A 26,930-nucleotide genomic window follows, 5' to 3' on the forward strand; every position below is an offset into this window, starting at 1 on the left:
ATAAACGATGATAGCGTCTCACGCCTTGCCAGACGCCCCTTTCTTGCGGAAACTCGCCCTATGATCCCAGTAACGGAAGCCGACATGGCATCACGCCGTTTTTTTGTCCTGATTCCGGCTGCCGGAACGGGAACGCGCATGGGCGCATCCCGGCCGAAACAATATCTGGAGATACAGGGTAAACCGGTGCTCCAGTATGTGTTGGAAGCGTTTGCCGTTTGTGACGGGATAGAACGGATTTGCGTGCTTGCAAGCCCGCAGGACAAGTGGCTCGATGGTTTTCTTCGGGCATGGCAGGACAGGATGGACAGGCGTGTCCGTTTTTTTCGCTGTGGCGGATCGACGCGGCGCGAGACGGTGATCAACGGTTTGCTCGCTCTTTCGTCAGAGTGTGCGCCTCGGGACTGGATACTGGTGCATGATGCGGCGCGACCCGGTATTACGCCGGAACTGGTAACCCGTCTGATCGCAGATGCGGGAAACGGAATGGACGGCGGGTTGCTGGCGTTGCCTGTTGCCGATACGGTCAAACGTTTGAGTGCCGGCAGGGTGGAGACTGTTCCGCGCGATGGCCTGTGGCTGGCGCAAACACCGCAGATGTTTCCCTATGCGGTTTTGCTGGATGCCTTGCGACGACATGTGCAGGCGACCGATGAAGCCAGTGCTGTCGAGGCAGCGGGAGGCAGACCGAAACTGGTGCAGGGACATGTCTGCAATACGAAGATCACTCGTCCGGATGATCTGGCGCTCGTGGAAATGTTTCTGAAAGCGGCAGGAAGAAACTGACAGAAGAGAGAAGGCGAATGAAGGGTTTTCCGTTCAGAATCGGGCAGGGATATGATTGTCATGCGCTGGTCGAAGGCCGGCGTCTGGTGATCGGCGGTGTCGAAATCGCGCATTCACGGGGGCTTTTGGGGCATTCCGATGCCGATGTGTTGTTGCATGCGATTACCGATGCCTTGCTGGGTGCAGCAGGACTGGGCGATATCGGACGGCATTTTCCCGATACGGATGTCCGTTTCGCAGGGGTCGATTCACGGGTATTGTTGCGGCAGGCGGTCGTTCTGGTGACCGATGCGGGTTATGTCGCTGGCAATCTCGATGCCACGATCATCGCGCAGGCTCCGCGCATGGCGCCGCATATCGCACTCATGCAAGCCAATATCGCCGCCGATCTCGGTATTGCCGTTTCTCAAGTCAATATCAAGGCGAAAACCAATGAACGGCTCGGTTTTCTGGGACGCGAGGAAGGGATTGCAGCCGAAGCGGTTGTGCTGCTTTACCGCGAAAATACAGAAAACGCCGTGTCTGACTGATGGTTCGGGCGTGTCGTCAGGTTGTCAGGATCAGTTTTCATAGACATCGGCACCCTTGGGCACGACGAAACGGAACATGCCTGCGGAAACGGGCGGGTTTTTCTCGAATTGCGTAAATTTGACCAGTGTGAGCTGGCCGAGGGAATCATACAGTTCCATGGCTTCGGGAATGCCGTTTTTCATGCCGATCGTGATTTTTTCAAAAGGTGTATCCCGCGTTTTCGGGATGATTTCAACCCATTCGCATCCATGGTGCGGTGCGGCGTTTTTGAGTGTGAAATTCTTTTCCAAATCGTTGCTGCCGAACAGAATGGCAGCAGGGCTGGAACCGAGTGCGTCTCCGAGTTTTTTGATCGTGACCTGATTGAGGTCCTTGTCGTACATGTACAGGCGAATGCCGTCGGCTTGCAGGATCTGTTCATAGGGCTTGTTGTACGTCCAGATGAATTTGCCCGGACGGGAAAACAGGAAGGTGCCGGAAGCCGCGTTGGCGAAACGGATTTTTTCGCCGGATTTGACTTGCGCCTGCTGGAATTGGCCTTTTGCGGAGTGGGCGGTGGCCGAAAAATTCTTGAGCTGGTCAATGGCCGAAGCGTATGCCAAGGCCGGCACGATCAGCAAAATCAGAAAGGCTTGAGCCAGTTTGTAGATACAGGATCGCATAATGATTCCAGAGTGAACGATAATTGTTTCCGACAGGCGGTTTGTATGGACACAGCCATTCAATCCTGTCCGGATGTCGGTACCAGTATTTCACGATTGCCGTTGCTTTGCATGGGCGAGACGATACCGCTTCTTTCCATCTGTTCCAGTAGTCTTGCGGCACGGTTGTAGCCGATGCGCAGATGGCGCTGGACGAGCGAGATCGATGCCCGGCGGTTTTTCAGCACGATGGCAACCGCCTGATCGTACAACGCGTCGGCTTCTCCATCACCAGCGTTGTTTTCGCCGGGCATCGCGCCGTTTTCGTCAAGCGTGCCGCCTTCGAGTATGCCCTCGACATAATCGGCTTCGCCATGTTCTTTCAGGAACGAGACGACACGATGGACTTCATCGTCTGATACGAATGCGCCATGCACACGGTTCGGCAAACCGGTACCCGGTGGCAGGTAAAGCATGTCGCCCAGTCCAAGCAGGGTTTCCGCACCCATCTGGTCAAGAATGGTTCGTGAATCGATCTTGCTGCTGACCTGGAAAGCGATACGCGTCGGAATATTGGCTTTGATAAGACCAGTGATGACATCAACGGAAGGCCGTTGCGTTGCCAGAATAAGGTGGATACCGGCGGCACGCGCTTTTTGCGCGATACGTGCGATGAGTTCTTCCACTTTCTTGCCGACCACCATCATCAGATCGGCGAATTCATCGACGATGATGACGATTTGCGGCATGGTTTCAAGCGGTTCCGGAGCATCCGGCGTGATGGAGAACGGGTTGGGGATTCTTTCCTCTTTCTTTTCCGCTTCCATGATCCGGTTGTTGTAACCGGCAAGATTGCGCACACCGAGATGCGACATGAGACGGTAGCGTTTTTCCATTTCGGCAACGGCCCATGCGAGCGCATGTCCCGCCTTTCGCATGTCGGTGACGACAGGTGCGAGCAGATGGGGAATGCCTTCGTAGATGGACAATTCCAGCATCTTCGGATCGATCAGGATCAGTCGTACCTGTGCGGGGGTGGCCTTGTAGAGCAGCGACAGGATCGTCGCATTGATGCAGACGGATTTGCCCGAGCCGGTCGTTCCGGCAACGAGCAGGTGCGGCATTCTGGACAGATCGGCCACTACCGGATTGCCGGCGATATCCTTGCCCAGCGCGATCGTCAGGTTCGAAGCGGCATCACTGTAGACTTTGGAACTCAGAATTTCGGTCAGCCGGACAATCTGGCGTTTGGCGTTCGGCAGTTCCAGCGCCATATAGTTTTTGCCGGGAATGGTTTCGATCACACGGATGGAGACCAGAGAGAGCGAACGTGCGAGATCGCGGGAAAGGTTGACGATCGTGCTGCCCTTGACGCCGGTTGCCGGTTCGATTTCGTAGCGTGTGACGACAGGTCCGGGGTAGGCGGCTACCACTCGTACGCTTACGCCGAAATCGGAGAGTTTTTTCTCGATCAGGCGGCTGGTGAATTCCAGTGTTTCCACACTGATGGTTTCCTGTTGTTCGGAAACCGGATCGAGCAGGGAAAGCGGTGGCAATTCGGAGTCGTGCAAGTCGTTGAAAAGGACGACTTGCCGCTCTTTTTCCGCACGGTCGGATTTCGGGACATCGGTGATTTGCGGTTCGATGCGCATGGGCGGCGCTTCGGTTGCACGGGCTTTTTCCTGTGTCACGACTTCTTCGCGTCTGACGGTGGCGACCTGACCGATCTTGCGGTCTTCCCGAACGGTGTAGATTTTTTTCAAGGCAAAATAGATGCCTTCGAGAAAAGCGCCGATCCGTTCGACGAGTTGCAGCCAGGACATCTGGAGGAAAAGGCTGAAGCCCAGCGCACACAAGAGCACCAGTATCAGGGTGCCGCAGGTAAAGCCCAGATAGTATTGGGCCATTTTGCCTACGCTTTCGCCGATGACTCCACCCGGAATGCCGGGCAGGGTTATTTTCGTGTTGTACATGCGAAGATATTCGATGCCTGAGCTGGAGACAAGCAGGAGAACGAAACCGCCGTTTTTGAGAATCCGGTCACGAAGCCAGGAACGCTCCGGTTCTTCCTGAAGCATAAGCAGGCGAGAAATACGCCGGTATCCAGCCCAGATCGTTCTGATCATCCACAGAATCAGCCACCATGCCGAGATGCCGAAGGTGAAAAACAGCAAATCGGATATCCATGCGCCGATACGGCCGCCGATATTGGAAATGGTGGCCGTCTGGCTGGCATGCGACCAGCCGGGATCTGCCTTGTCGAAGGTCAGGAAAATCAGGAAAAAATAGATGGTGGCGACAATCAGGACGAACCACCATGCTTCGTTCAGAAGACGCGTGGAACGGCTGGGTGCGACAGGCGTCGGATCCGGTTTTTTCCTGTCATAACTCGAAGTGTTTTTGTTCATGAATCCGTCACGGTAAAAGCTCTTTCCTGTCGGTTTGCAGGAAAACGACCAGTATTCGGCTATTGTATTCGACTTTGGAAAAAGTCCCAATGTTCCGGGACAAACGGGGAAGGGATTTCATATCCGCTTTCGGTATGTCGGGATAGCGGACATCTTATTTTCTTGCTTTAGTCTATAATCGGGACAGGGACTGGCTGTGGAGCGGAAAAGTATCCTGTTGCAATCCTGTCTCGCACAGCCGGTTTGTGAGACGAATTCCGATTTTTCCCGATGGTGAAGCTATGACAACTTCTTCGATACATTCCGATGTGATCATTCTGGGATCCGGCCCTGCCGGTTATACCGCAGCGATCTATACGGCAAGAGCCAATCTCAAACCGCTTCTGATTACAGGACTGCAACAGGGCGGACAACTGATGACGGCTTCGGAAGTCGAAAACTGGCCAGGGGACGGACAGGGCATACCGGGACCTGATCTGATGCAGCGTTTCCTTGAACATGCCGAACGTTTCGAAACACGGATCGAATTCGACCAGATTCATACGGCCGAACTGAATGCCAAGCCTATCCGGCTGATCGGCGATATGGGGGAATATACCTGCAATGCGCTCATCATTGCCACGGGTGCGTCGGCACAGTATCTGGGATTGCCATCGGAGCAGGCCTATATCGGACGGGGGGTATCGGGATGCGCTACTTGTGACGGTTTTTTCTACCGTAACCGTGAAGTGGCAGTCGTCGGCGGCGGCAATACAGCGGTCGATGAAGCGATTTATCTTTCCAATATCGCGTCGAAAGTCACGCTCATTCACCGTCGTGATACCTTTCGTGCTGAACCGATTCTGGTTTCACGGCTGATGGAACGTGTCGAAGCCGGAAAAATCTCGATTTTGTACAACTCTGTGGTCGATGAGGTGCTGGGGGACGATTCCGGCGTGACCGGCATACGCGTCAAGTCCGTCAGTGACGGAACGACGAAAGATGTGGCCCTTCATGGTGTATTCATCGCTATCGGTCACAAACCGAATACCGCCATATTCGAGGGACAACTCGAGATGGTCAACGGTTATATCAAGACCCGCATGGGGCAGGACGGCATGGCGACCGCCACCAGTATTCCGGGCGTGTTCGCTGCAGGAGATGTTCAGGATTATACCTACCGGCAGGCGATTACCAGCGCAGGTTCCGGATGCATGGCTGCACTGGATGTCCAGCGTTATCTGGAAGCGCAACAGGAGCGTTGAGTATCATGGCGGCGTCAAGGAAACTTTCCGATTTCGCTTCGCTGAAAAAGGCCGTGAAGAAGGTCAACGAGGAACGGAGAAAGCAGGAAGAGGCACGCAAAAGGGCGGAGCGCCAGGCGCAGTCGGACAGGGAACTTTTTCTGAGCAGTATCGGGGACGTCACGCCTCTGGATGCCAGCGACAGGATCGAACCGGTATTTCAGGCGCCACGCCCGATTCCGGTGCAACGTATCGCAGACGAGAAGCTGGCATTGCGTGAATCGCTTTCAGATGAATTCAGTGTGGAAAGTCTGCTGGAAACGGATGAGGCCCTGAGTTACACAAAAGAAGGAATCGGTCCGGATGTCGTACGCAAATTGCGTCGGGGGCACTGGGTCATTCAGGACCAGATCGATTTGCATGGCATGCGTCGGGATGAAGCCCGGGAGATGATCGTGGAATTTCTCAGACAGGCTGCATTGCGAGGCATCCGGTGTGTGCGGATCGTTCACGGCAAGGGACTGGGTTCGGTCAATAATGAGCCGGTGCTGAAAAAACTGGTTCACAAATGGCTGGTGCAGCGTTCGGATGTCATCGCCTTTTGTCAGGCGAAGCCGGCCGATGGCGGTTCCGGCGCGGTGGTCGTTCTGCTCAAGGGACGCTAGGCACTGGCATAAACCGTTTCGTCCCGATATACTTGAAAGTTACCGTTTTCAGGCAGATACGCCGTTTTTCCATTGAGAGGTATTCATGCTTTCTTCGTTCAAAAAAGCGCTCCCCGCTGCGCTGATGCTGATTGTCGCAGGTTCGATGGCCGCATGTTCGACAGGTCAGGAAAAAGTCGCGGAACTGACCGCAAAAGCCGAACAGGGTGATGTGGACGCCATGGTGGATGTCGCGGAAATGTATTGCAGCGGTACGACGATCGAACAGGATGACCAGATATGCGGCATGTGGATGAAACGCGCCGCCGAAAAGGGCCATATCCGCGCCCAGTACATGCTGGGCAGAATGTATGAACTCGGATTGGGTATGCGTGCCGATCCGGTACAGGCCTACAAGTGGTACACGCTGTCGGGCGATCAGGGATACCGGATGTCGCAGACCGGAGCGAAAAACATGCTTGAAGTCATGACGCCGCAACAGCGTGCGGAAGCGAAAAAACTGGTGGCCGAAAGTGGGAAGCAGTAATCGGTTGAATGCCGGGGCGGAATTCCGGTCGTATTTGCCGGAAGGACAGGAATCGGCGGTTTGCCGGTACCGGTATGCGGATTGTGCGGGAATGGGAATCAGGCAATTTACCGAACAGGATATCGTTCCGGCGGGACAAATGGCTTACGATGTATGGTCATATGAACTGGACGGTGTCGGTGATGCGTTCAATCGTTTCATTCATGAATATCTGGTTCGTTACTACGATGTGAACCGGCATTATTCCTGGTGCGTGGACGAAGGTGGACTGGATGCTTTCTTGCTGGCAGGATGCAAGACCGACGTCGGCAGTTGCGATACCTGGTTTTCGCATGGCTTGTCAGGTTTTTCAAGGGAAGAACGGAAAATCGCCTTGCAGTACCGGGATTATCTGGCAAGAAACAGCCATGCGGTCAGACGTTTCATGACCGGAAACGATGTCCAGATGGGATTGTTCATGAGCCGTGTTTCCGGTACGGGACGGCGGCTTCTGGACAATCTGGAACAGTTGTGCCGGAAGGACGGTATCAGCAATCTTTATCTCTGGGCAGATGCAACCTGCCATGTGTCGTATTACGAAAAAAACGGTTTTGAAATGATGGCACGCTTTGAAAACGGCATGCTTTCAGACAAACCGGCCCTAGATACCTGTGTATTCAGAAAGCGTCTGAACTGATACAGGTTGGGCAACGTTTTGCAGATGGCGCGCCCCGCCAGGGGGCAAAACCATCCGTCGCGGAACCGGTTCAGCCGGATTCAGATCGCTTCGATACCGGTTTCGCCAGTGCGGATCCGGATGACCTGCTCGATATCCTGCACGAAAATCTTGCCGTCACCGATCTTGCCCGTTCTGGCCGATTTGAGAATTGCCTCGATCGCCAGTTCCAGCATGCTGTCGTCCACCACGACTTCGATTTTGACCTTGGGCAGAAAATCGACGACGTATTCTGCACCACGATAAAGTTCGGTATGGCCTTTCTGGCGGCCGAATCCCTTGACTTCCGTGACGGTCAGGCCATTGATGTTGGCATCGGACAAGGCTTCTCGCACTTCATCCAGCTTGAACGGTTTGATGATGGCGGTGATTTTTTTCATGCAAGCTCCGGTAATGATGAAAAGAAACATTCCGCCAGTCGTGCGGAATACGGTGCATTGTAAAACATTCCGGTTTCAATCGCGAAATTTGGACGTGATCGGACAACGCCAGTCGCGACCGAATCCTCGTGGTGTGATCCGGATGCCGATAGGTGCCTGACGACGCTTGTATTCATTGATCCGCATCAGCCGGACGATACGTTCCACCACGATCTGGCTGTATCCGTTGCGGATGATTTCATTGACGCTCTTGTTTTCTTCCATGAACATCCGGACGATGGCGTCGAGCACCTCGTAAGGGGGAAGAGTATCCTGGTCGAACTGGTTCGGCTTGAGTTCGGCGGTCGGCGCACGGGTCATCATGCGTTCCGGAATGACGTCCGAGAGGGTGTTGCGGTAACGGCACAGGCGGTAGACCAGTGTTTTGTATATATCCTTGATGACGGCGAATCCTCCGGCCATGTCACCGTAAAGCGTGCAGTAGCCAACTGCCATTTCGCTTTTGTTGCCTGTCGTGAGCACGATGGAACCGAACTTGTTGGACAGCGCCATCAGCAGGGTGCCGCGGATACGTGCCTGCAGATTTTCTTCCGTCGAATCTTCGGGCATACCGGAGAATTGCGGCGCAAGCGTTTGCAAAAAGGACGAGAAACAGTCCGTAATCGCTATTTCGTCATAGCTGACACCTAGACGCGCGGCCATTTCGCTGGCATCGATACGTGAAATATCGCTGGTATAAGGCGAAGGCATCATGACGGCACGTACTTTTTCCGGCCCCAGCGCATCAACTGCAACAGCCAGAACCAGCGCCGAGTCGACGCCACCGGAAAGGCCGATGATGACGCCCGGAAAACCGTTTTTGCCGACATAGTCGCGTACACCCAGAACGAGTGCACGGTAGACTTCTTCCTCGACCGAAGGATGTTTTTCCATACGTCCGTTGACGGGATCGCCATTTTCGAAAGCGATGATTTCCATGTCTTCATCGCACTGTTTGAGTTGTACGCAAACCTTGCCGTCACGGTTCATGGCGAAAGAGCAGCCATCGAAAATCAGTTCATCCTGACCGCCTACCAGGTTGGCATAAACGGCGGACATGCCCTGATGGATGACGTTTTGCCGCACGATGACGGGACGCTGGTGCATTTTCCCCATATGGTATGGAGAACTGTTCATGATCAACAGCACTTCGGCGCCTGCCGCACGGGTACGCTCGGCAGGTTCCGGAAACCAGATGTCTTCACAGATCGCGACGCCGAAGCGTGTCCCGCGAACATCGAACACCAGCGGTTCATTGCCCGGGGTGAAATAGCGTTTTTCATCGAAAACAGTGTAGTTGGGCAGTTCCTGCTTGAAATAGGTGCCGATGATCGCGCCGTTGACCAGAATGGAACAGGCGTTGTAGCACAGGCCGTTGCGGATGCAGTGATGACCGACCAGCACATGGACATTGTCGAGATCGGCCAGCTCGTTTTTCAGTCTGTCGAGTTCAAGTTGTGTTGCCGAATGGAAGCTATGCTGCAACAGCAGGTCTTCCGGCGGGTAACCGGTCAGCGACAGTTCCGGGGTCAGCACGATATCCGCTCCCTGTGCGGCCGCTTGCCGGGCGAATCGTGCAATGCGCTCGCGGTTGCCGGACAAATCTCCGACGGTACTGTTGATCTGGGCTATGGCGACTTTGGGAGACATGATGTCGTTTCCGAAAAACTGTTAACTGAAATAGGATATTACTTTTTTGATTTCCTGTTTGGACTATCGTCCGAAAACATGAGATTTTATCCGATAAATGTCTATCGAAACGGAATTTGGTTACAATGCTAAATTCGGTTGGCCGGATGGTGTTGCCGTTTCCGGCTGTGTCCAATCGCTGAATTGTCGGGATGTCCGTATGCAATATGTATCGACCCGTGCCGGGGATAAAAACGGTACAGGAAAATCTTTTTCGCAAATTCTTCTGGAAGGTCTGGCACCGGATGGCGGCCTGTATATGCCTGAATCCTATCCGGTCGTGACCGGTCGTGAACTTGATGCCTGGCGCAAACTTTCCTATGCGGAGCTGGCTTTCGAGATTCTGAAAAAGTTCGCCGACGATATTCCGGAGGCGGATCTGAAAGCACTGGCGCAAAAAACCTATACGCCTGAGGTTTACTGCAATGTGCGGGAAGGCGACACGGCGCAGGATATCGCGCCCTTGCGGGTGCTTGGTGAAAAAGACGGCAAGAAACTGATGCTCTTGTCGCTCTCGAACGGCCCGACGCTGGCGTTCAAGGACATGGCCATGCAGTTGCTCGGCAATCTGTTCGAATACGCGCTGTCCCGCCAGAATGCGGAACTCAATATTCTCGGCGCGACTTCCGGTGATACCGGCAGCGCGGCGGAATATGCCATGCGCGGCAAGAAGGGTATCCGCGTTTTCATGCTGTCGCCTTACCGGAAGATGAGCGCATTCCAGACAGCACAGATGTTCAGCCTGCAAGACCCGAATATTTACAATATCGCGATCGAAGGGGTATTCGACGATTGTCAGGATATCGTCAAGGCCGTATCGAACGATTTGTCCTACAAGACGCGCCAGAAGATCGGTACCGTCAATTCGATCAACTGGGCCAGAGTAGTTGCGCAGGTCGTCTATTATTTCCGCGCTTACCTCAAGGCGACTGCCGATAACAGCGAAAAGGTTTCGTTTACGGTACCGTCAGGCAATTTCGGCAATATCTGTGCCGGTCATATCGCCCGTATGATGGGATTGCCGATTGATCGTCTGGTTGTCGCGACCAATGAAAACGATGTACTCGATGAATTTTTCCGCAGCGGCGTCTATCGTGTCCGCAAATCGGATGAAACATGGCATACGAGCAGCCCGTCCATGGATATTTCGAAGGCATCCAATTTCGAGCGGTTCGTCTACGACTTGCTCGGACGAGACGGCCGGCGTGTCAGTCATCTTTTCAGGCAGATCGAAACCAAAGGCTTTTTCGACCTGTCGGATAGTCAGAAGGGCGATGGCGACGAATTTTCGCGTGTCCCCTCATATGGTTTCGAATCCGGCAAATCCACCCATGCGGATCGTATCGCTACTATCCGGAAAGTCAGCAGCGAATATGGTATCACGATCGACCCGCATACGGCAGACGGTATCAAGGTCGCGTGGGAACACCAGCAAAAGGGCGTGCCGATGATTGTGCTGGAAACGGCACAGGCCGCCAAGTTCAACGAAACGATTTTCGAGGCACTGGGTCACAATGCTTCGAGGCCCGCAGGTTTCGAAAATATCGAGGGATTGCCGCAACGGTTTACCGTCATGCCGGTCGATGCGGGAGAAGTCAAGAAATTCATTGCCGAACGGACGGGACTCTGAACCGGGTACAAGTTCCGTAGGCCGGACGGAGTATGGAAGGAGCGGGGATATGTTGACGGCAAGTGAAGCCCTTTCGCAATTGCTCGGCAGTGTCAGCACGATACAGGATGTGGAAACATTGCCTGTATCGCAGACCAATGGCCGTGTGTTGGCCCAAGCGCAGTATGCATGCGTTACCGTTCCGGATACCGACAATTCGGCCATGGACGGTTATGCCTTTCGTTACGACGATGTGGCCGATACTGCGTCGGTATTGACCATCACCCAGAGAATACCAGCAGGTGCGACGGGAGTGCCGCTGGGCAAGGGGGAAGCAGCGCGGATTTTCACGGGGGCACCCCTGCCGGAAGGTGCGGATACCGTCGTCAGGCAGGAATGGTGCCTGGCAGAAGGCAACCGCTTGTCCTTTTTGCGTTTGCCTGAGAAGGGTGAAGCTGTCCGGCATGCAGGGGAACAGGCGAAGAAGGGCGATCCTGTCCTGATGGCGGGTACCCGATTGCGTTCGCAGCATCTCGGCGTTGCTGTAACTGTCGGTTTGACCCATCTGCCGGTCGTCAGAAAGCCGAAGGTGGCATTGCTGTGTACCGGAGACGAACTGGTTAAACCCGGCGAACCGCTTCCGCCCGGCAAGGTTTATAACTCGAACTGCTATATGCTCCGCGGCTTGCTGGAAGACTTCGGATGCGAAGTATCCGATTTCGGCATCGTGCCTGACGATTTCCGGACGACCTGTCGCTATTTCGTGCAGGCAGCGGCGGAACATGACTTGATCCTGACATCTGGCGGTGCATCAGTCGGCGAGGAAGACCATGTCAAACACGCTATCGAGACGGAAGGGCGGCTGCATTTCTGGAAAATCGCGGTCAAACCCGGAAAACCGCTGGTTTACGGGGAAATCGGCAGGCAGTCTTCAGACGACGGTACGGCGATCATCGGTTTGCCGGGCAATCCGGTGTCCGGTTTCGTGACCTTTTTGCTGTTCGTCCGTCCGTATCTGCTGGCCATGCAGGGTGTCACGGATGTAACGCCGAAAGCCTTGTTATTGCCATGCGCCAGCGCTTATCCGAAAGCGGACGAACGCAATGAATTTTTGCGTGCCAGAATCAACGGCAACGGCGAAGTGGAATTGTTCGGCAATCAGGGTTCGGGCATTTTGTCATCGGCGGTATGGGGTGACGGACTGGTCGACAATCCGCCCGGGCATGCAATCAGACCGGGCGAGACAGTCCGGTTCATTCCTTTCAGTGAATTCTGGCGTCCATGAGAATCAGAGTACGTTATTTCGCCAGTATCCGTGAGGCATTGGGTGTTTCGGAAGAATGGCTTGATTTGCCGGAAAACGTTCATACCGTCGGCGATCTCAGACAATATCTTGTGCGGCGCGGTACGGTATGGGCGGCGGTACTGGCGGAGGAAAACGGTGTGAGGATGGCTTTTGAGCTGAAAATGGCGACGGCCAGTACTGTCCTGACGGAAAACGGGGAAGCGGCTTTCTTTCCGCCTGTCACCGGTGGATGAATACCGGTTGTTTCCGGTGTGAGCCCGGAAACGACAAAGCCGGCGCAAGCCGGCTTTGAAAGAAACAAGGAAAGGAAACGAGGGAGATTACTTGATTTTGGTTTCCTTGTAAGGGACATGCTTGCGAGCCTTGGGATCGAACTTGATGATTTCGATCTTTTCAGGCGTAGTCCGCTTGTTTTTGGTCGTAGTATAGAAATGACCGGTACCCGCGGTGGATTCCAGTTTGATTTTTTCTCTGCCTGCTTTAGCCATAACAAAAACCTCTCAAAAAAAAGAACCGAAGACCGGCTTAGATTTTTTCGCCGCGAGCGCGAAGATCGGCGAGAACAGCGTCGATACCGAGTTTGTCGATGACACGCAGGCCGGCATTGGAAACGCGAAGCGAAACCCAGCGGTTTTCGGACTCGACGAAAAAGCGGCGGTAATGCAAATTGGGCATAAAGCGCCGTTTGGACTTGTTATTGGCATGAGAAACCGTATTACCGGACATGGGTTTTTTACCTGTGACCTGGCAAACGCGAGCCATAAGAACCTCCGAAATAAAAAAAGCGAAGGCTGCATTCTATATGAAAGGAAAACAAAAGACAAGAAAAAACAGTGACTTGTCAAAAACAAGTGTGTCCTATAATTTGAATATATGTCACAATTTCTCAATGAGGCATGGAGCTTCCGGCAAGCGTGTGCAAATGATCGTTGCGCAATCGTATGTTCCGCATTGTATTGCTGTGGCAGGATAGAGGCATTTCAAGGCAATTACAGTCTTTCGCGGCCATTTTGAATATAATAGAGGACGGTTTCCGTTTTACGGGAAAATAGAGGTTTTTTGAAGAGCACGGGTGATCGTATGGCAGAGGCGATGATTGTTATTACGGACTGTAACCATGTCAATATCGATGCGGAAAAGGCGGTTTTCGAAGCGGCCGGTATTCCGTACAAGGCGTTTCAATGCAGGACTGAAGACGATCTGATCGCGAATTGCAAAGGTGCGGTTTCCGTATGCAACCAGCGTGCGCCTTTTACCGAAAAGGTATTTGCCGCGTTGCCCGAACTGAAAATGGTGGTTCGCTATGGTGATGGTGTCGACAATGTCGATCTGGAAGCGGCGACGCGCCATGGTGTTCAGGTATGCAATGTTCCGGACTACGGCACATCCGAAGTCGCCAATCATGCGCTTGCACTGATGCTGGCGATCACGCGCAAAATATGTCAGGCGAACGACCAGGTCAGGGCGGGACGCTGGAATTATGCGGAAATGGTGCCGATCCAGCATCTGGCGAACATGACGGTCGGTGTCATCGGACTGGGCCGGATCGGGCTGGCATTCGCCAAACGGGTACACGCACTGGGTTGCCGGGTTATCGGTTTCGATATCTTTACCGATCATGTCAAGGGAGATCCGGAGTGTTCGTTCATCGAACTGACCTCGGAAGACGATGTCATTGCACGTGCCGACGTACTGTCTTTGCACTGTAGCCTGAACGCGCAGGATGCCCGTATGATGAATACGGAAAGTTTTGCGAAAATGAAAAAAGGCGCCATGTTCGTCAATGTGACGCGTGGTGGTCTGGTCGAGGAAGCCGCATTGGCCGAAGCGCTGAAGTCCGGTCATCTGGCCGGAGCCGGTATCGATGTGACCAGCAGCGAGCCGCTGCCGATGGACAGCCCGTTGCGTTCTGCGCCGCATATCATCATCACACCGCATATGGCATGGTATTCGGTTCAGGCCGAAAACAATCTCAAGACGCGCTGTGCAGAAGAAGCGGTACGCGGTTTCAGGGGGGAAAAACCTCGCTGTCCTGTCAACAGGCTGTAAAGGCGAGCGGAAGCGCTGTCCGTATGTGATCGTCGCATTGACCGGTAACAGGCAATGCGCATGCAGCGTGGTCTTGTGCAAAAAAGCGCTAGCGGCGGCCGCAAGTCGAAGACATGCATGCGAATCGGCGGTTTGACTGTTTTTTTATGAAGCAATATCCTGTTTTTTATTGTGCAAAATACCAAAATTGTGGTAGGCAATCTGCTTGAAAAATCTGTATAATCCTGTTTTGGACACATAGGAATTACCATGCGACTACTCAAAAAGGCACTCACGTTCGATGACGTGCTTCTCGTACCGGCTTATTCTGCCGTTCTTCCCAAAGATACTGTTTTGAGAACCCGTCTGACGAGAAAGATCTCGTTGAATATTCCGCTGCTTTCCGCTGCGATGGATACGGTGACGGAATCGTCACTGGCTATTGCCATGGCAAGACAGGGTGGCATCGGTATCATCCACAAAAACATGACCGCGCTTGAACAGGCTCGCGAAGTGGCTCGCGTCAAACGGTTCGAGGCTGGCGTCGTGACCGATCCGATCACCATTCCGCCATCCATGAAAATCCGTGATGTGATCGCACTGTCCAAACAGCACGGCATCAGCGGCTTCCCTGTGGTGGAAGGCCGTACCGTCGTCGGTATCATCACCAACCGCGACCTGCGTTTCGAACAGGAACTTGACGCACCGGTACGCGACAAGATGACCCCGCGCGAAAAACTGGTTTACGTCAAGGAAGGTGCGTCGCTCGACGAAGCCAAACGCCTGATGAACCGCAGTCGTCTGGAACGGGTGCTGGTCGTCAATGACGATTTCGAATTACGTGGCCTGATCACCGTAAAGGACATCCAGAAAACGAACGACTATCCGCTGGCTTCCAAGGACGGGTACGGCAAATTGCTGGCCGGTGCCGCTGTCGGTGTCGGTCCGGACAATGACGAACGTATCGAACTGTTGGCGAAGGCCGGTGTTGACGTTCTCGTCGTCGATACGGCGCATGGTCATTCACAGGGCGTGCTCGATCGCGTCAAATGGGTCAAGACGCATTATCCGGATATCGAAGTCATCGGCGGCAATATCGCCACCGCCGCTGCGGCACGTGCATTGCTCGATCACGGTGCTGACGCCGTCAAGGTCGGTATCGGCCCGGGTTCCATTTGCACGACCCGTATCGTCGCCGGTGTCGGTGTTCCGCAGATCACTGCCATTTCCGACGTTGCCGAAGCGCTCGAAGGTACCGGTGTACCGTGTATCGCGGACGGCGGCATCCGCTTCTCCGGCGACATCGCCAAGGCACTGGCAGCCGGCGCATCGACCGTTATGATGGGCAGCATGTTCGCAGGTACCGATGAAGCACCGGGCGAAGTCATCCTCTATCAGGGCCGCAGCTACAAGGCTTATCGCGGTATGGGCAGCGTCGGCGCCATGCAGCGCGGTTCGGCAGACCGTTACTTCCAGGACGAAGCCGAACACCAGCCGGACAAACTGGTTCCGGAAGGTATCGAAGCCCGTGTTCCGTACAAGGGCAGCGTCAACGCCATCATCTTCCAGCTGATCGGCGGTGTCCGTTCCTCGATGGGATACTGCGGTTGCAAGACCATCGACGAAATGCGCGAACGTGCCGAATTCGTCGAAATCAGTTCGGCCGGTATGCGTGAATCGCACGTACACGACGTCCAGATCACCAAAGAGGCGCCGAACTACCGTCTTGAATAAGACAAAAAAGAGTACAGGGGCCGGTCATTCCGGCCCTTTGCGTTTCCAGAACCCGTTTTGACAAGAAAATTCCATGCATTCCAGAATACTGATTCTCGATTTTGGTTCACAGGTCACCCAGCTGATCGCACGCCGTGTACGTGAAGCCGGTGTGTTTTCGGAAGTCGTTCCCTATGATGTGGGAACGGATTTCATCCGCGATTATGCAGCCGATGGTTCGCTCAAGGGCATCATCCTTTCCGGTGGTCCCAACAGCGTCACCGAAGGCGACACGCCGCGTGTGCCGCAAATCGTGTTCGAGCTGGGATTGCCGGTACTGGGCATTTGCTACGGCATGCAGGCCATGGCGGAACAGCTGGGCGGCAAGGTCGAAAACGGCAAGGTACGTGAATTCGGCTATGCCGAGGTACAAACGACACGTCATACCCGTTGGCTTGACGGTGTCGCCGATGCGGTTCTGGCCAACGGCATGTCGCTTTTGAAAGTCTGGATGAGCCATGGCGACAAGGTGACGGCGCTGCCGCAGGGCTTTGAAGTCATACTCGCCAACGAAGCCTGCCCGATCGCCGGCATGGCCGACGAAACACGCAAATTCTACGCCGTCCAGTTCCATCCCGAAGTGACCCATACCGTACAGGGTCGCGCGATGCTCAATCGGTTCGTGCATGACATCTGCGGATGCAGTGCCGACTGGAACATGCCTGACTATGTATCCGAAGCCGTCGAAGCCATCCGGCAGAAAGTCGGCAAGGACGACGTGATTCTGGGACTCTCTGGCGGTGTCGATTCCAGCGTTGCCGCTGCATTGATCCATCGCGCCATCGGTGATCAGCTGACTTGCGTATTCGTCGATCATGGCTTGCTGCGCCTGAACGAAGGCAAGATGGTCATGGATATGTTCGCTCGCAACCTCGGCGTCAAGGTCGTTCATGTCGATGCGACCGAACAGTTCATGGGCAAACTGGCCGGAGTGACCGATCCGGAAGAAAAACGCAAAATCATCGGTCGCGAATTCGTCGAAGTCTTTCAGGCCGAGGCGGCGAAAATCACCAATGCCAAATGGCTGGCGCAAGGCACCATCTATCCGGACGTCATCGAAAGTGCCGGCAAGGGCAAGAAAGGGCAGACCATCAAGAGCCACCACAACGTCGGCGGGCTGCCGGACACGTTGAACCTGAAACTGCTCGAACCCTTGCGCGAACTGTTCAAGGACGAAGTGCGCGAACTGGGGCTTGCACTCGGCCTGCCGCGTGAAATGGTCTATCGTCATCCGTTCCCGGGTCCTGGACTGGGTGTCCGTATTCTGGGCGAAGTCAAAAAAGAATACGCCGACCTGCTGCGCGAAGCCGATGCCATCTTCATCGAGGAACTGTGGAACACCCCGTCACCGATGACGACGGAAAAAGGCGAGCCGATGAGCTGGTATGACGCGACCAGTCAGGCATTCGCCGTCTTTTTGCCCGTCAAATCCGTCGGCGTCATGGGCGACGGCAGAACGTACGAATATGTCGTCGCGTTGCGTGCCGTACAGACACAGGACTTCATGACCGCACAATGGGCGCATCTGCCGCACGAACTGCTCGGCAAAGTCTCCAACCGGATCATCAACGAAGTCCGCGGCATCAATCGCGTCGTTTACGACATCTCCGGCAAACCGCCTGCCACAATTGAGTGGGAATAATTTCAGAGGTCGAAAAAAGCCAGTAAACACTGGACTTTTTAAGCCTTGATGCCCCTTGTGGCAACGATTTGGCAACAGAATTTCATTATTCACAAGAAAAGAGCTATCTGATTTCAAATGAAGTCAGGTAGCTCTTTTTTATTTGACTATACGGATGGAAATTGAATGGTCGTTTTAATCAATCGCTCTTGTGGGATTTTTCAACCCAACTATATGTTTCTCCCTTATAGCGCAGATAGAATTCTTCTCGATCGTTATAGTGATGTCCCATCAGATTGGGACGAATATCGTCTCTGACAGCGAGGATCAATTCTTCCGGAGCATTGTTATCAACTAAAGACATTATAGCAAGGGCATATCCAACATATATGCCCTCCAAGTAGCCATCTTGATGAAGATTATCAATTAAAAGATTATCGGGCAAACTGGCGTATCCTTTGGGAAGCACTCCTTTTTCAGCAAGCTGAGAAGACCACAAGGATATAAGCTCATCCGTATCCTTTTTGCTCAACAGCTTCTCAAGGTCAATATTTTGAACCTTGTCTTTTACATACTTAGATAAGACACCAATGAGCATTTTACCTATGCTCAATATTTCTTGGTTAGCTTCGCTTTTCAACCCATCAGCTACACCATCGCCTAATTTCACTTTGTTATCTGACATTTCCCTTTCCCCTCACTTGGTGTCTATTTCTTCTTTCAATGCCTCGACGAGCATATCACTAAGTCCCTGTGACGGTGTGATCTTGTGCCACTGACCGGAGGTATCGTATTCCGGATAGTAATAGCGCCAGCGATCGTATTCTTCTTTCGTGATCTCGCCTGCTTTCAGCTTGGCGGCAACCGAACCCCACGCGGTAAGCATCCTGTGAAGCGCTGCTGCGTCGCGTCCCTTATGGATATGGACGCGCAGATGCACCTCGTCCTCGCACTCGCAGACTTCAAGCCCGTACCGGTCTTCCAGCGTGAACAATGTGTGCATCAGTCCAATATCAGAGTCAATTTCCGGTACATCCAGCGCCTTGGGTGAAACGTCAAGCACCTGTGCCAGCGCAGCGGTCACGTCCGCTTTGGGCGTTCTGGAACCATTCTCGTACTGCGCAAGGCGGACATCTGCGGATTTCTCCGGGAAACCCAGTGCCATGCCAAGGTATTTCTGCGTCATACCCCGCATCGTGCGGAAAAAGTGGATGCGTTCACCAATCGCCATAATAGCCATCTCCTGTGTCGGTTGTCTTTGATAACGAGTATAGCAGATATGTTTAATTTCGTCAAGAAAAATCTAAGCAAATTTATTTAATATTTTCCTGCAAACCAGCTTGACTTAAACTAATGTGTATAGTACAATAGTTGTAGACTAAGCATATTAGCTTAATTCATAAAAATTTTACAATTAGGACGGTCAACAAATGCAGAAAAAATGTCCGTTGTAAAGTGAGGGTGTGAAATCCAAAAGCCGTAAAATTGAATGACCGTCCAAAGGATACTTTCTCCGGGGAAGCAGGCGATGAAATGAGCGTGCCAAGGAGAAAAGAAAACGGCACAGCGCCGAAAAGGGTTGCCTGTCAGAGTCCTGCGGATAGAACGGCGAAGCAATCAACCACAAATCAGGAAAGGAAGGTATTTTGCCTATGGCAGAACAGTCGTTTATGAGATTTGAAGAAGTGGCGCAGGAATTGGGAGTGTCCAAGTCCTATGCCTACAAAATCGTGCAGAAGGGAGAATTGCAATGCCTATTTCCTACGATAAGCTCTGGAAACTGCTGATCGATAAGAAAATGAACCGGACAGATTTGAAAGACGCCTCTGGTATCAGCTTCAATGTGCTTGCCAAGATGGGGAAAAACGAATTTGTCTCTATAGAAAGCCTTATGAAGATTTGTGCTACTCTCAATTGTAATGTAGGCGATATTGTAGATTTTTTACCAGAAAGTGAGGGATTGCAGGAATGACACCAGAGATGCTGGCTACGCTAACCGAACAAGTTGCCGAGCTTGTTCAGACTTACAGTAATAATTATCTGCAATTCCAGAGAGCAACCTATAACGAGACTCAAGTCCGTGTTGATTTTGTAAACCGCTTCTTCAAACTTCTTGGATGGGATGTAGATAACGAACGTGGATTGCCACAACACCTGCGTGAAGTTACCCATGAGGCTACCGTAGTTGTAGAGGAAGACGGCGTCCATCGCAGCAAAAAACCAGATTATTCTTTCAAGGTAGGTACGGAAGTCCTGTATTTCCTTGAGACAAAGAAACCTGCGGTAAACCTTACTATCGATGTAGCTCCGGCGTTCCAGTTGCGCAGATATGGATGGAGCGGAAACTTAAAAGTCTCAGTGCTGACCAATTTCACCGATCTATATATCTATGATTGTTCTGTTCGTCCGAGAGAAGGCGATGACATTGGTGTCGCAATGATTGCTCACTACCACTTCGACGAGTATGTGGAATGTTTTGAGGAAATTTACAACATGCTGTCCAAAGAAGCAGCCTTGACCGGACAGTTTGAACGCCATTTTGGTAACATTCAGGGAGCTCTTCGTCGTGAACCGTTCGATCAGTATTTCCTGGATCAGATTAGAGCATGGCGAATGCTGCTTGGTGAGGATATTCTGCGCAACAATCCAAACATTGATGTAGAAACACTCAATATTTTTGTTCAACGAGTGCTTAATAGAACAATTTTCCTTCGTATTTGTGAGGATAGATGTTTCGAGAACTATGAGTCGCTGAAGGCTATTACGGCATACCAAGATCTAAGGTCAATGTTCGCTGCGGCAGATCAGAAGTATGATTCTGGATTATTCGAACTCTTAGAAGAAGATCGCCTTACTGTGTCTGACTCAGTTATTATCGAGATTTTTCAAAGCCTGTATTACCCCAATAACTCCTATGAGTTTGGTGTAATTGACCCGTATATTATTGGCCAGATTTATGAACTGTTCTTGGATGAGGCGCTTGCAATCCGAGAAGATGGACATATTGAGTCGCAAGAAAAGCCCGAAGTAGTTGACTCCCAGGGTGCAGTCAATACCCCAAAAAACATCACTGATATTATTATCGAAGAAACGCTCCGTCCTCTGTATGAAAATAAAACTCCTGAGGAAGTGGCTCAGTATCGCATTGCAGATATCTGCTGCGGGTCAGGCAACTTCTTGCTGTCGGCATTTGAATACATTGTAAACTATCATATTGAGTATTATCGAAATCATGATAGAGAAAATGCTGAGCGAAGAGGCGATATTTATCAACTGGCTGGCAGTACAAACTATATACTTTCTTATGAGAAAAAACGCTCCATTTTGAAAAACAACATCTTCGGTGTTGATATTGACCCTCTCGCTGTAGAAGTATCAAAGTTCAGCTTGCTGCTAAAGGCATTGGAAAATTCGTCCTTGGAGGAGGCAGAAGCTTTTCATCAGCGTACTAATCAACGCATCCTTCCTAATTTGGACGAGAACATCAAAAATGGTAACAGCCTTGTGAATATGGCTTATGCACGTTTTGATCGATCTGTTTATCAGAATGTTTCCTTGATGAACAAGTTAAAGATGTTCGATTGGAATGCTGAGTTTTGCAACCGAAAGTTTGATGCGATTATCGGTAATCCGCCCTATATTCGTGTGCAGAATATGGTGTACTATTCCCGAGAAGAGTATGATTTTTATAAGAGTAGCTATTCTCCCTATGTAACCGCACAAACTGATACACTCGATAAGTATTATCTGTTTATTGAAAAAGGACTTGCACTGTTAAACGATGACGGAATGCTGGGTTATATCGTCCCGCACAAGTTTATGAACATCAAGTCAGGCGCTAAATTGAGAGAATTGCTTTCTTCCAATTCCAGTGTTAAGAAAATTCTGCATTTCGGAACTCATCAAGTTTTTGAAAACAGAAGCACTTATACCTGCATTTTGGTATTATCTAAGCAAGGCTATGAAGAATTCCAAATTGGCTTTGTTCAGGATTGGAATCGGTTCTTATTCAATCATGATACAGAATGCTCGACCTATCCGGCTGCTTATATCAGTGGTCAGCCGTGGTCGTTCTTGCCTCAAAATATTGTTGCACATTTGGAAGAGATTTCGCAATCTTGCGTTTCCCTTTCTACTTTGGTTGACATTTTTGTTGGTGTTCAAACAAGTGCTGACCAAATCTATATCATCCACGCTGATCGTGAAGACGAGAATTTCATTTACTCGTACGATAGACAGGGTCGTGAGTTCCAGATAGAGAAAGGAATTCTGCGTAAAAGTATATATGACACACAACTTGTCAGTTATGAGAAAATTGAAGCAAATAGCTACATCATATTCCCGTACAAGGCGGTAAACGGAAGACCGGTTCTATATAGTTTGGCAGAAATGACAGAGGATTTCCCTCATGCGTTAGCATATTTGAATCGCTTCAAAGATAAGCTGGATGAACGTAATATGCCTGGACGCACGACTGAAAATTGGTTTGCGTTCGGACGCAGTCAATCTTTAAGACGTTTCCTTGCAGGAGAACATCTCGTTTGGCCTGTGCTGTCAACAAGCTCAAATTATGTCTATGATAATGATATGGTTGTCTTCACTGGTGGAGGAAATGGTCCTTTCTATGGTATAGAAAAGAAAGCTACTTCTCAGGAATCTATTTTCTATATCCAGGCGATTTTGAACCATTGGCTAATGGAACTCCTTGTGAAAAGTAGAGCAAGCACCTTTAGAGGGGATTACTATTCTCACGGAAAGCAGTTTATTGCGACTCTTCCTATTTACAAGATTGATTTTGAAAACCCAGCCGAAGTCGCCAAGCATCAGCAGATTGTTGAGATGGTGCAAAATATTATGCAGTTAAAGGAACAATTAGCTTCTGCTCCTAATGCAGCTCGTCGTACAGTTTTGGAACACTCCATCACGGCAATCAATGCTGAATTAAATAGCGTAATCGATGAGCTTTATCAGGTAGAATCTCAAGAAGTCGAGGAACAGGTATGAAACCAATTGAAGGATATAACAAATTAAGAGGCGGCTACTATACCCCCGACAAAATTTCTGAATTTATCGCAGAATGGGCTATCCGTAAAACATCAGATTCTGTTTTAGAGCCAAGCTGCGGCGATGGTAGTTTTTTGAGTGCCATAACTACTCGTTATAGAGAGTTGGGCGCTACAGATGAACAAATTCGGAACAATGTGCTTGGGATTGAGTTGGATGATATTGAGGCTGAAAAATCCGCACAGTATGGTACAACAGTGATATGCAAGGATTTCTTCACATATTACCAAAAAGAAATTGAAGGTCAGACTCAGTTTGATGTGATAGTTGGCAATCCACCTTTTATTCGCTATCAGCATTTTACAGAGGAGTATCGTAAAGTTGCGTTCGCTTTGATGAATAATCATGGATTTCATCCCAATCGCCTAACGAATATTTGGCTACCATTCTTACTGCTTTCTTGTAAAGCATTAAAGCCAAATGGTCGCGTAGGGATGGTCATTCCTGCCGAATTGTTCCAAGTTGATTACGCTGCTGAAGCGAGGCAATTTCTCAGCACATTTTTTGACAAGCTAACGCTTGTTACATTCAAGCGGTTGGTTTTTGATGATATACAGCAGGAAGTTGTTCTTCTACTGGGTGAAAGAGGCTGTAATAAACATGGCATTCGTGTTGTCGAACTGGAAGACATGTCGGATTTGATTGCGCGAGGTCAAACATGCTTGGAGAATACCGAATTTAAGGAACTCGACCATAGTCGTGATAAATGGGTAAAATATTATTTATCCAACGAGGAGTTAGAACTGCTGAAACGGCTCAATAATGATCCGAGAATTTCTGATGCTACCGACTTGTTTGAGGTAAATGTTGGCCTTGTGAGTGGCGAGAATGACTTTTTCATCATGAATCAGGCAACAGTAAAAGAATTCAATCTTCAGAATAGTGTTGTCCCAATCATTAGTCGCTCTGAGCAGCTAAAAGGCGTGCAATTAACGAATGAGGATTATAATACTCTGATTGCATTGGGGAAAAAAGTATTTTTCTTTGCTCCCGGGAATGAGGAGTTTAATGCGTTAACCGATGAGCAGAAAGCATACATCCAATGGGGCGAAAAAAAAGGATTCAATAAGAATTACAAATGTCGTATAAGGCCAAAGTGGTATCATGTATCGCAGACTTGGTATGCCGATGCGTTCTTAATTCGCCAGGCACATTTGTATCCGAGAATGATTCTGAACGATAAGAAAGCCCTTGTCACGGATACGCTCCATAAAGTAAGGTTTTTAGAGGGCATCGATGGAAAGCAGGTTGCAGCAGCTTTTTTGAACACATATACATTCGCTCTAAGTGAAACGCTTGGAAGAAGTTATGGTGGAGGCGTTCTCACTTTTGAACCAGGAGAAATCCGTAGAATTCGTATCCCTATGCTAATGGCGAGTCAGTTAGACTTGCATGCAATTGATTGCTGGCAACGAAATGGAGAAATTGATAAAATATTGGAGTATACAGATGCCAGTTTGCTTCAGAAAGGGCTTGGACTATCCGCGCAAGAAATTAGTTTGCTTCATAGTGTCTGGAAAAAATTACACAGCCGTAGGATGACTCGAAAGAATCCTCGCAAGCCTATATAAATTGCGGCTGTAGAATTTAGAACAGAGGTGCTCACTGTGATTAAATCAATTAAACTTAAGAATTGCGCCACTTATCCATCAGTGGGCGTTTCAATCGAAAACTGCCAAAAGATCAATTTCTTTTATGGCCCTAATGGCAGTGGAAAATCCACTATTAGTAATTTCTTGCGCAATCCGACTGATTCTCAATATAGTGAGTGTGAAATTAAGTGGGAAAATGACATCGTAGCAGATGTTGTTGTATATAATCGTGAATTTCGTGTAAAAAACTTGAAAGAAAACATTGCTGGTGTTTTTACACTTGGTCAAGCAACAATTGAAGATATACAAGCTCTTGAAAAAATGAAAGAGCAACGCACAAAGAAGAACGAAGACTATACAACACGGGATAATACCCTCAAAAAGAAGTGGCAAGAAGAATCCGAATACAAAGCCTCATTTAGAGATACTGTATGGGAACGAATATTAAAACCCAATGAAGCAGATTTTCAAGAGGCATTCAGTGGTTTCAGGAACAATAAAGAACGCTTCCGAGACGAAGTGCTTAGACGCTACGCAAGCTCGCGTACTTCTTGTGAAGCAAGAGATAGTCTGCTTTTACGGGCTAAGACTTTGTTTGCACAAAAGCCGGAAAAATGTGCAATTATCTTGTTTTCCATTGACGATACCGTTGAACGACTTGCTGAAATTGAAACTTCAACGATTTGGAGCAAAGTAATTGTTGGCAATAAAGATCTTCCTATTGGACGGCTTATAGATGTTTTGGATAATGCAGACTGGGTAAATCAAGGAAGAAAGCATTTGAGAGAGGGTGGGATTTGTCCGTTCTGTCAGCAGCCCACAATTACAGGGGAACTGAAACAGCAGCTTGATGCTTTCTTTAGCGGAGAATACGAGCAGGATGTCAACCAAATAAAACAGTTCATTAGCCAATATAGCGTATATACTGACGAATTGTTGAGACGTATAAACACACTTCGGACAAGCCTTGGGGCTTACCCTGCTGCCGGGATTGACACAAATAAACTCAATGGATTGATAGATCTGCTTAATGGATATTTTTCTAAGAATAAAGCTGAAATGCTTATTAAGGAAAAAGAACCTGGCAGAATCATTTCGCTAACAGAAACCGCTGTAACGATAAGTTCAATAACACAATTGGTAATCGACGGAAATGCAGCTATTACCAAACATAATAAAATGGTTGATAACTATACGTCTGAGAAGAACGCTCTTGTAGCTGATATTTGGGCGTTTTTAATGGATGAAAACGAGGCGCTAATTGCTGGATATTTGAACGATATTGAAACTTTCACCAAAGCTAAAAAGGGCATTCAAAAAGGGATCGATATATGCAAGCAGCAATTGGATGAGCTGGATGAAAAAATAGTTGATGCTGGCAAGAACATAACGAGTGTTCAGCCGACCGTTGATGAGATCAATCGTTCTCTGAAAAGCTATGGTTTTACTAACTTCCAAATAGCACCTTCTCCAGTTCAGCCAAACGCCTATCAAATACAGCGAATGGACGGCTCTCTTGCTACCAACACATTGAGCGAAGGAGAAGAAACATTTATATCATTCTTGTATTTCTTGCAATTTGCCAAAGGCTCCGTTGATGTGTCAAAAATTTCTAATCGTAAGGTTTTGGTATTGGATGATCCGATCTGTAGTCTTGACAGTACGGTTTTATACATAGTAAGTTCTATGGTTAAAGGGTTAATAAAAGATGTCCGTGAGGGAAATTCTGACGTAGAACAGATTTTTATTCTCACTCACAATGTGTTTTTTCATAAGGAAACCGCTTTTATCGATCGCAGAACTGAAGTTTGCAATGATATTCATTTCTGGATTATTAGCAAGGACAATAACATATCCTTTATCAGAGCATACGAAAGAAACAATCCAATTAAAACGTCATATGAACTGTTGTGGGAAGAACTAAAAAGTAACACAAATGCTTCGCTTATTACAACACAAAATATCATGCGAAGAATTTTGGAAAACTACTTTAGTATTCTCGGAAAAACAAAGGATGACGCAATTGTGGACTCTTTCTCTACAATAGAAGAAAAGATGATCTGTCGTTCTTTGCTGAGTTGGATAAATGACGGATCGCATACAATCCCCGATGATTTGTATATTGATAGTTATACAGATTCGATAGACCGTTATAAGCAAATATTCAAAGCAGTATTTATCAAAATGGGACACGAATCTCATTATAAAATGATGATGGGAGTGACATGAATTCTCTTGTAGTTCTTGCGTTTCGTGGCAACACCATGGCAACAGAAAATCAGATAGCCCACGCTACCTGAATAATGAAAGTAATACAAATAATCTGTGCTAAAT

At 49.9% G+C, this 26,930-nt stretch carries 24 protein-coding genes; 16 read left to right on the forward strand and 8 right to left on the reverse strand.

Features of this window, described 5'->3' with window-relative positions:
• Positions 1 to 84: 84 nt before the first annotated feature.
• Positions 85 to 786, forward strand: a complete 702-nt coding sequence (gene ispD, locus NAI64_RS05345; RefSeq protein WP_269298523.1) for a 2-C-methyl-D-erythritol 4-phosphate cytidylyltransferase — start codon at positions 85 to 87, stop codon at positions 784 to 786.
• A 17-nt stretch (positions 787 to 803) separates the two neighbouring features.
• Positions 804 to 1,316, forward strand: coding sequence for a 2-C-methyl-D-erythritol 2,4-cyclodiphosphate synthase (ispF, locus tag NAI64_RS05350; RefSeq protein WP_269298525.1), 513 nt, complete (start codon positions 804 to 806; stop codon positions 1,314 to 1,316).
• 30 nt (positions 1,317 to 1,346) lie between these two features.
• On the opposite strand, the gene lolA is transcribed toward ispF, so the two are convergent.
• Positions 1,347 to 1,979: an outer membrane lipoprotein chaperone LolA gene (gene lolA, locus NAI64_RS05355; protein WP_269298528.1), complete on the reverse strand. Its 633-nt coding sequence runs from the start codon at positions 1,977 to 1,979 to the stop codon at positions 1,347 to 1,349.
• 59 nt (positions 1,980 to 2,038) lie between these two features.
• A complete protein-coding gene (locus NAI64_RS05360; protein ID WP_269298530.1) occupies positions 2,039 to 4,366 on the reverse strand; it encodes a DNA translocase FtsK in 2,328 nt (775 codons plus the stop codon).
• A gap of 281 nt (positions 4,367 to 4,647) precedes the next feature.
• On the opposite strand from NAI64_RS05360, the gene trxB reads away from it, so the two are divergent.
• The 4 genes from trxB (at position 4,648) to NAI64_RS05380 (ending at position 7,456) form a co-directional block, all read left to right on the forward strand.
• Positions 4,648 to 5,610: a thioredoxin-disulfide reductase gene (trxB, locus tag NAI64_RS05365; protein ID WP_269298532.1), complete on the forward strand. Its 963-nt coding sequence runs from the start codon at positions 4,648 to 4,650 to the stop codon at positions 5,608 to 5,610.
• A gap of 5 nt (positions 5,611 to 5,615) precedes the next feature.
• Positions 5,616 to 6,254 carry a Smr/MutS family protein gene (locus NAI64_RS05370; protein ID WP_269298534.1) on the forward strand — a complete coding sequence of 213 codons (639 nt, stop codon included), beginning with the start codon at positions 5,616 to 5,618 and terminating at the stop codon, positions 6,252 to 6,254.
• Positions 6,255 to 6,339: 85 nt separating this feature from the next.
• A complete protein-coding gene (locus NAI64_RS05375; RefSeq protein WP_269298536.1) occupies positions 6,340 to 6,780 on the forward strand; it encodes a tetratricopeptide repeat protein in 441 nt (146 codons plus the stop codon).
• Positions 6,767 to 7,456, forward strand: a complete 690-nt coding sequence (locus tag NAI64_RS05380; RefSeq protein ID WP_269298538.1) for a GNAT family N-acetyltransferase — start codon at positions 6,767 to 6,769, stop codon at positions 7,454 to 7,456. Before NAI64_RS05375 ends, NAI64_RS05380 begins: the two co-directional genes overlap by 14 nt.
• An 80-nt stretch (positions 7,457 to 7,536) precedes the next feature.
• On the opposite strand, the gene NAI64_RS05385 is transcribed toward NAI64_RS05380, so the two are convergent.
• Both NAI64_RS05385 and NAI64_RS05390 read right to left on the reverse strand, forming a co-directional pair.
• Positions 7,537 to 7,875 carry a P-II family nitrogen regulator gene (locus NAI64_RS05385; protein ID WP_269298540.1) on the reverse strand — a complete coding sequence of 113 codons (339 nt, stop codon included), beginning with the start codon at positions 7,873 to 7,875 and terminating at the stop codon, positions 7,537 to 7,539.
• A gap of 75 nt (positions 7,876 to 7,950) precedes the next feature.
• Positions 7,951 to 9,564, reverse strand: a complete 1,614-nt coding sequence (locus tag NAI64_RS05390) for an NAD+ synthase (protein ID WP_269298542.1) — start codon at positions 9,562 to 9,564, stop codon at positions 7,951 to 7,953.
• A gap of 199 nt (positions 9,565 to 9,763) precedes the next feature.
• Between NAI64_RS05390 and thrC the strand changes: the two genes are divergently transcribed.
• The 3 genes from thrC to moaD are packed head-to-tail and all read left to right on the forward strand — an operon-like array spanning position 9,764 to position 12,751.
• Entirely contained in the window at positions 9,764 to 11,233 is a 1,470-nt protein-coding gene (thrC, locus tag NAI64_RS05395) for a threonine synthase (protein ID WP_269298722.1), read from the forward strand.
• A gap of 49 nt (positions 11,234 to 11,282) precedes the next feature.
• Positions 11,283 to 12,497 carry a molybdopterin molybdotransferase MoeA gene (locus NAI64_RS05400; RefSeq protein WP_269298544.1) on the forward strand — a complete coding sequence of 405 codons (1,215 nt, stop codon included), beginning with the start codon at positions 11,283 to 11,285 and terminating at the stop codon, positions 12,495 to 12,497.
• On the forward strand, positions 12,494 to 12,751 hold the full coding sequence (gene moaD, locus NAI64_RS05405) for a molybdopterin converting factor subunit 1 (protein ID WP_269298546.1): 258 nt from the start codon (positions 12,494 to 12,496) through the stop codon (positions 12,749 to 12,751). The genes NAI64_RS05400 and moaD overlap by 4 nt, the downstream gene beginning before the upstream one ends.
• 87 nt (positions 12,752 to 12,838) lie before the next feature.
• Here the strand turns inward: moaD and rpmG are convergent, their stop codons facing one another.
• The gene (gene rpmG, locus NAI64_RS05410; RefSeq protein ID WP_269297583.1) at positions 12,839 to 13,006 is read right to left on the reverse strand and encodes a 50S ribosomal protein L33; all 168 of its coding nucleotides are present in this window, start codon (positions 13,004 to 13,006) and stop codon (positions 12,839 to 12,841) included.
• 37 nt (positions 13,007 to 13,043) lie between these two features.
• On the reverse strand, positions 13,044 to 13,280 hold the full coding sequence (rpmB, locus tag NAI64_RS05415; protein WP_269297585.1) for a 50S ribosomal protein L28: 237 nt from the start codon (positions 13,278 to 13,280) through the stop codon (positions 13,044 to 13,046).
• 297 nt (positions 13,281 to 13,577) lie between these two features.
• Here rpmB and NAI64_RS05420 point away from each other — a divergent pair, with 297 nt between their 5' ends.
• The 3 genes from NAI64_RS05420 to guaA all read left to right on the forward strand — a co-directional run bounded on the left by NAI64_RS05420 (position 13,578) and on the right by guaA (position 17,961).
• Entirely contained in the window at positions 13,578 to 14,567 is a 990-nt protein-coding gene (locus NAI64_RS05420) for a C-terminal binding protein (protein ID WP_269298548.1), read from the forward strand.
• 249 nt (positions 14,568 to 14,816) lie between these two features.
• A complete protein-coding gene (gene guaB, locus NAI64_RS05425; RefSeq protein ID WP_269298550.1) occupies positions 14,817 to 16,280 on the forward strand; it encodes an IMP dehydrogenase in 1,464 nt (487 codons plus the stop codon).
• 73 nt (positions 16,281 to 16,353) lie between these two features.
• On the forward strand, positions 16,354 to 17,961 hold the full coding sequence (guaA, locus tag NAI64_RS05430) for a glutamine-hydrolyzing GMP synthase (RefSeq protein ID WP_269298552.1): 1,608 nt from the start codon (positions 16,354 to 16,356) through the stop codon (positions 17,959 to 17,961).
• Positions 17,962 to 18,139: 178 nt separating this feature from the next.
• On the opposite strand, the gene NAI64_RS05435 is transcribed toward guaA, so the two are convergent.
• Entirely contained in the window at positions 18,140 to 18,625 is a 486-nt protein-coding gene (locus tag NAI64_RS05435; protein ID WP_269298554.1) for a hypothetical protein, read from the reverse strand.
• 12 nt (positions 18,626 to 18,637) lie between these two features.
• Positions 18,638 to 19,171: a helix-turn-helix domain-containing protein gene (locus NAI64_RS05440; protein ID WP_269298556.1), complete on the reverse strand. Its 534-nt coding sequence runs from the start codon at positions 19,169 to 19,171 to the stop codon at positions 18,638 to 18,640.
• Between the two features lie 519 nt (positions 19,172 to 19,690).
• On the opposite strand from NAI64_RS05440, the gene NAI64_RS05445 reads away from it, so the two are divergent.
• From NAI64_RS05445 to NAI64_RS05460, 4 genes are read left to right on the forward strand one after another with little or no spacing between them, the layout of a single operon-like run.
• Positions 19,691 to 19,912: a helix-turn-helix domain-containing protein gene (locus NAI64_RS05445; RefSeq protein ID WP_269298558.1), complete on the forward strand. Its 222-nt coding sequence runs from the start codon at positions 19,691 to 19,693 to the stop codon at positions 19,910 to 19,912.
• Positions 19,909 to 22,944: an Eco57I restriction-modification methylase domain-containing protein gene (locus NAI64_RS05450; protein WP_269298560.1), complete on the forward strand. Its 3,036-nt coding sequence runs from the start codon at positions 19,909 to 19,911 to the stop codon at positions 22,942 to 22,944. The genes NAI64_RS05445 and NAI64_RS05450 overlap by 4 nt, the downstream gene beginning before the upstream one ends.
• Complete coding sequence (locus NAI64_RS05455) at positions 22,941 to 24,575, forward strand: N-6 DNA methylase (protein ID WP_269298562.1); 1,635 nt, start codon at positions 22,941 to 22,943, stop codon at positions 24,573 to 24,575. Before NAI64_RS05450 ends, NAI64_RS05455 begins: the two co-directional genes overlap by 4 nt.
• 36 nt (positions 24,576 to 24,611) lie before the next feature.
• The gene (locus NAI64_RS05460; RefSeq protein ID WP_269298563.1) at positions 24,612 to 26,825 is read left to right on the forward strand and encodes an AAA family ATPase; all 2,214 of its coding nucleotides are present in this window, start codon (positions 24,612 to 24,614) and stop codon (positions 26,823 to 26,825) included.
• The last annotated feature ends 105 nt before the right edge of the window (positions 26,826 to 26,930 follow it).

The sequence above is a fragment of the Oxalobacter paeniformigenes genome, from assembly GCF_027158465.1.
Taxonomy (GTDB): domain Bacteria; phylum Pseudomonadota; class Gammaproteobacteria; order Burkholderiales; family Burkholderiaceae_D; genus Oxalobacter; species Oxalobacter paeniformigenes.

Bases quoted from the DNA above. Each gene is read 5' to 3' on its own strand.
- guaB (WP_269298550.1), top strand. From the start codon at position 14,817: ATGCGACTACTCAAAAAGGCACTCACGTTCGATGACGTGCTTCTCGTA.
- thrC (WP_269298722.1), top strand. From the start codon at position 9,764: ATGCAATATGTATCGACCCGTGCCGGGGATAAAAACGGTACAGGAAAA.
- NAI64_RS05385 (WP_269298540.1), bottom strand. From the start codon at position 7,875: ATGAAAAAAATCACCGCCATCATCAAACCGTTCAAGCTGGATGAAGTG.
- ispD (WP_269298523.1), top strand. From the start codon at position 85: ATGGCATCACGCCGTTTTTTTGTCCTGATTCCGGCTGCCGGAACGGGA.
- guaA (WP_269298552.1), top strand. From the start codon at position 16,354: ATGCATTCCAGAATACTGATTCTCGATTTTGGTTCACAGGTCACCCAG.
- lolA (WP_269298528.1), bottom strand. From the start codon at position 1,979: ATGCGATCCTGTATCTACAAACTGGCTCAAGCCTTTCTGATTTTGCTG.
- NAI64_RS05455 (WP_269298562.1), top strand. From the start codon at position 22,941: ATGAAACCAATTGAAGGATATAACAAATTAAGAGGCGGCTACTATACC.
- rpmG (WP_269297583.1), bottom strand. From the start codon at position 13,006: ATGGCTAAAGCAGGCAGAGAAAAAATCAAACTGGAATCCACCGCGGGT.
- trxB (WP_269298532.1), top strand. From the start codon at position 4,648: ATGACAACTTCTTCGATACATTCCGATGTGATCATTCTGGGATCCGGC.
- NAI64_RS05445 (WP_269298558.1), top strand. From the start codon at position 19,691: ATGCCTATTTCCTACGATAAGCTCTGGAAACTGCTGATCGATAAGAAA.
- NAI64_RS05370 (WP_269298534.1), top strand. From the start codon at position 5,616: ATGGCGGCGTCAAGGAAACTTTCCGATTTCGCTTCGCTGAAAAAGGCC.
- NAI64_RS05400 (WP_269298544.1), top strand. From the start codon at position 11,283: ATGTTGACGGCAAGTGAAGCCCTTTCGCAATTGCTCGGCAGTGTCAGC.
- rpmB (WP_269297585.1), bottom strand. From the start codon at position 13,280: ATGGCTCGCGTTTGCCAGGTCACAGGTAAAAAACCCATGTCCGGTAAT.
- NAI64_RS05440 (WP_269298556.1), bottom strand. From the start codon at position 19,171: ATGGCGATTGGTGAACGCATCCACTTTTTCCGCACGATGCGGGGTATG.
- NAI64_RS05390 (WP_269298542.1), bottom strand. From the start codon at position 9,564: ATGTCTCCCAAAGTCGCCATAGCCCAGATCAACAGTACCGTCGGAGAT.
- NAI64_RS05450 (WP_269298560.1), top strand. From the start codon at position 19,909: ATGACACCAGAGATGCTGGCTACGCTAACCGAACAAGTTGCCGAGCTT.
- ispF (WP_269298525.1), top strand. From the start codon at position 804: ATGAAGGGTTTTCCGTTCAGAATCGGGCAGGGATATGATTGTCATGCG.
- NAI64_RS05435 (WP_269298554.1), bottom strand. From the start codon at position 18,625: ATGTCAGATAACAAAGTGAAATTAGGCGATGGTGTAGCTGATGGGTTG.
- moaD (WP_269298546.1), top strand. From the start codon at position 12,494: ATGAGAATCAGAGTACGTTATTTCGCCAGTATCCGTGAGGCATTGGGT.
- NAI64_RS05375 (WP_269298536.1), top strand. From the start codon at position 6,340: ATGCTTTCTTCGTTCAAAAAAGCGCTCCCCGCTGCGCTGATGCTGATT.
- NAI64_RS05360 (WP_269298530.1), bottom strand. From the start codon at position 4,366: ATGAACAAAAACACTTCGAGTTATGACAGGAAAAAACCGGATCCGACG.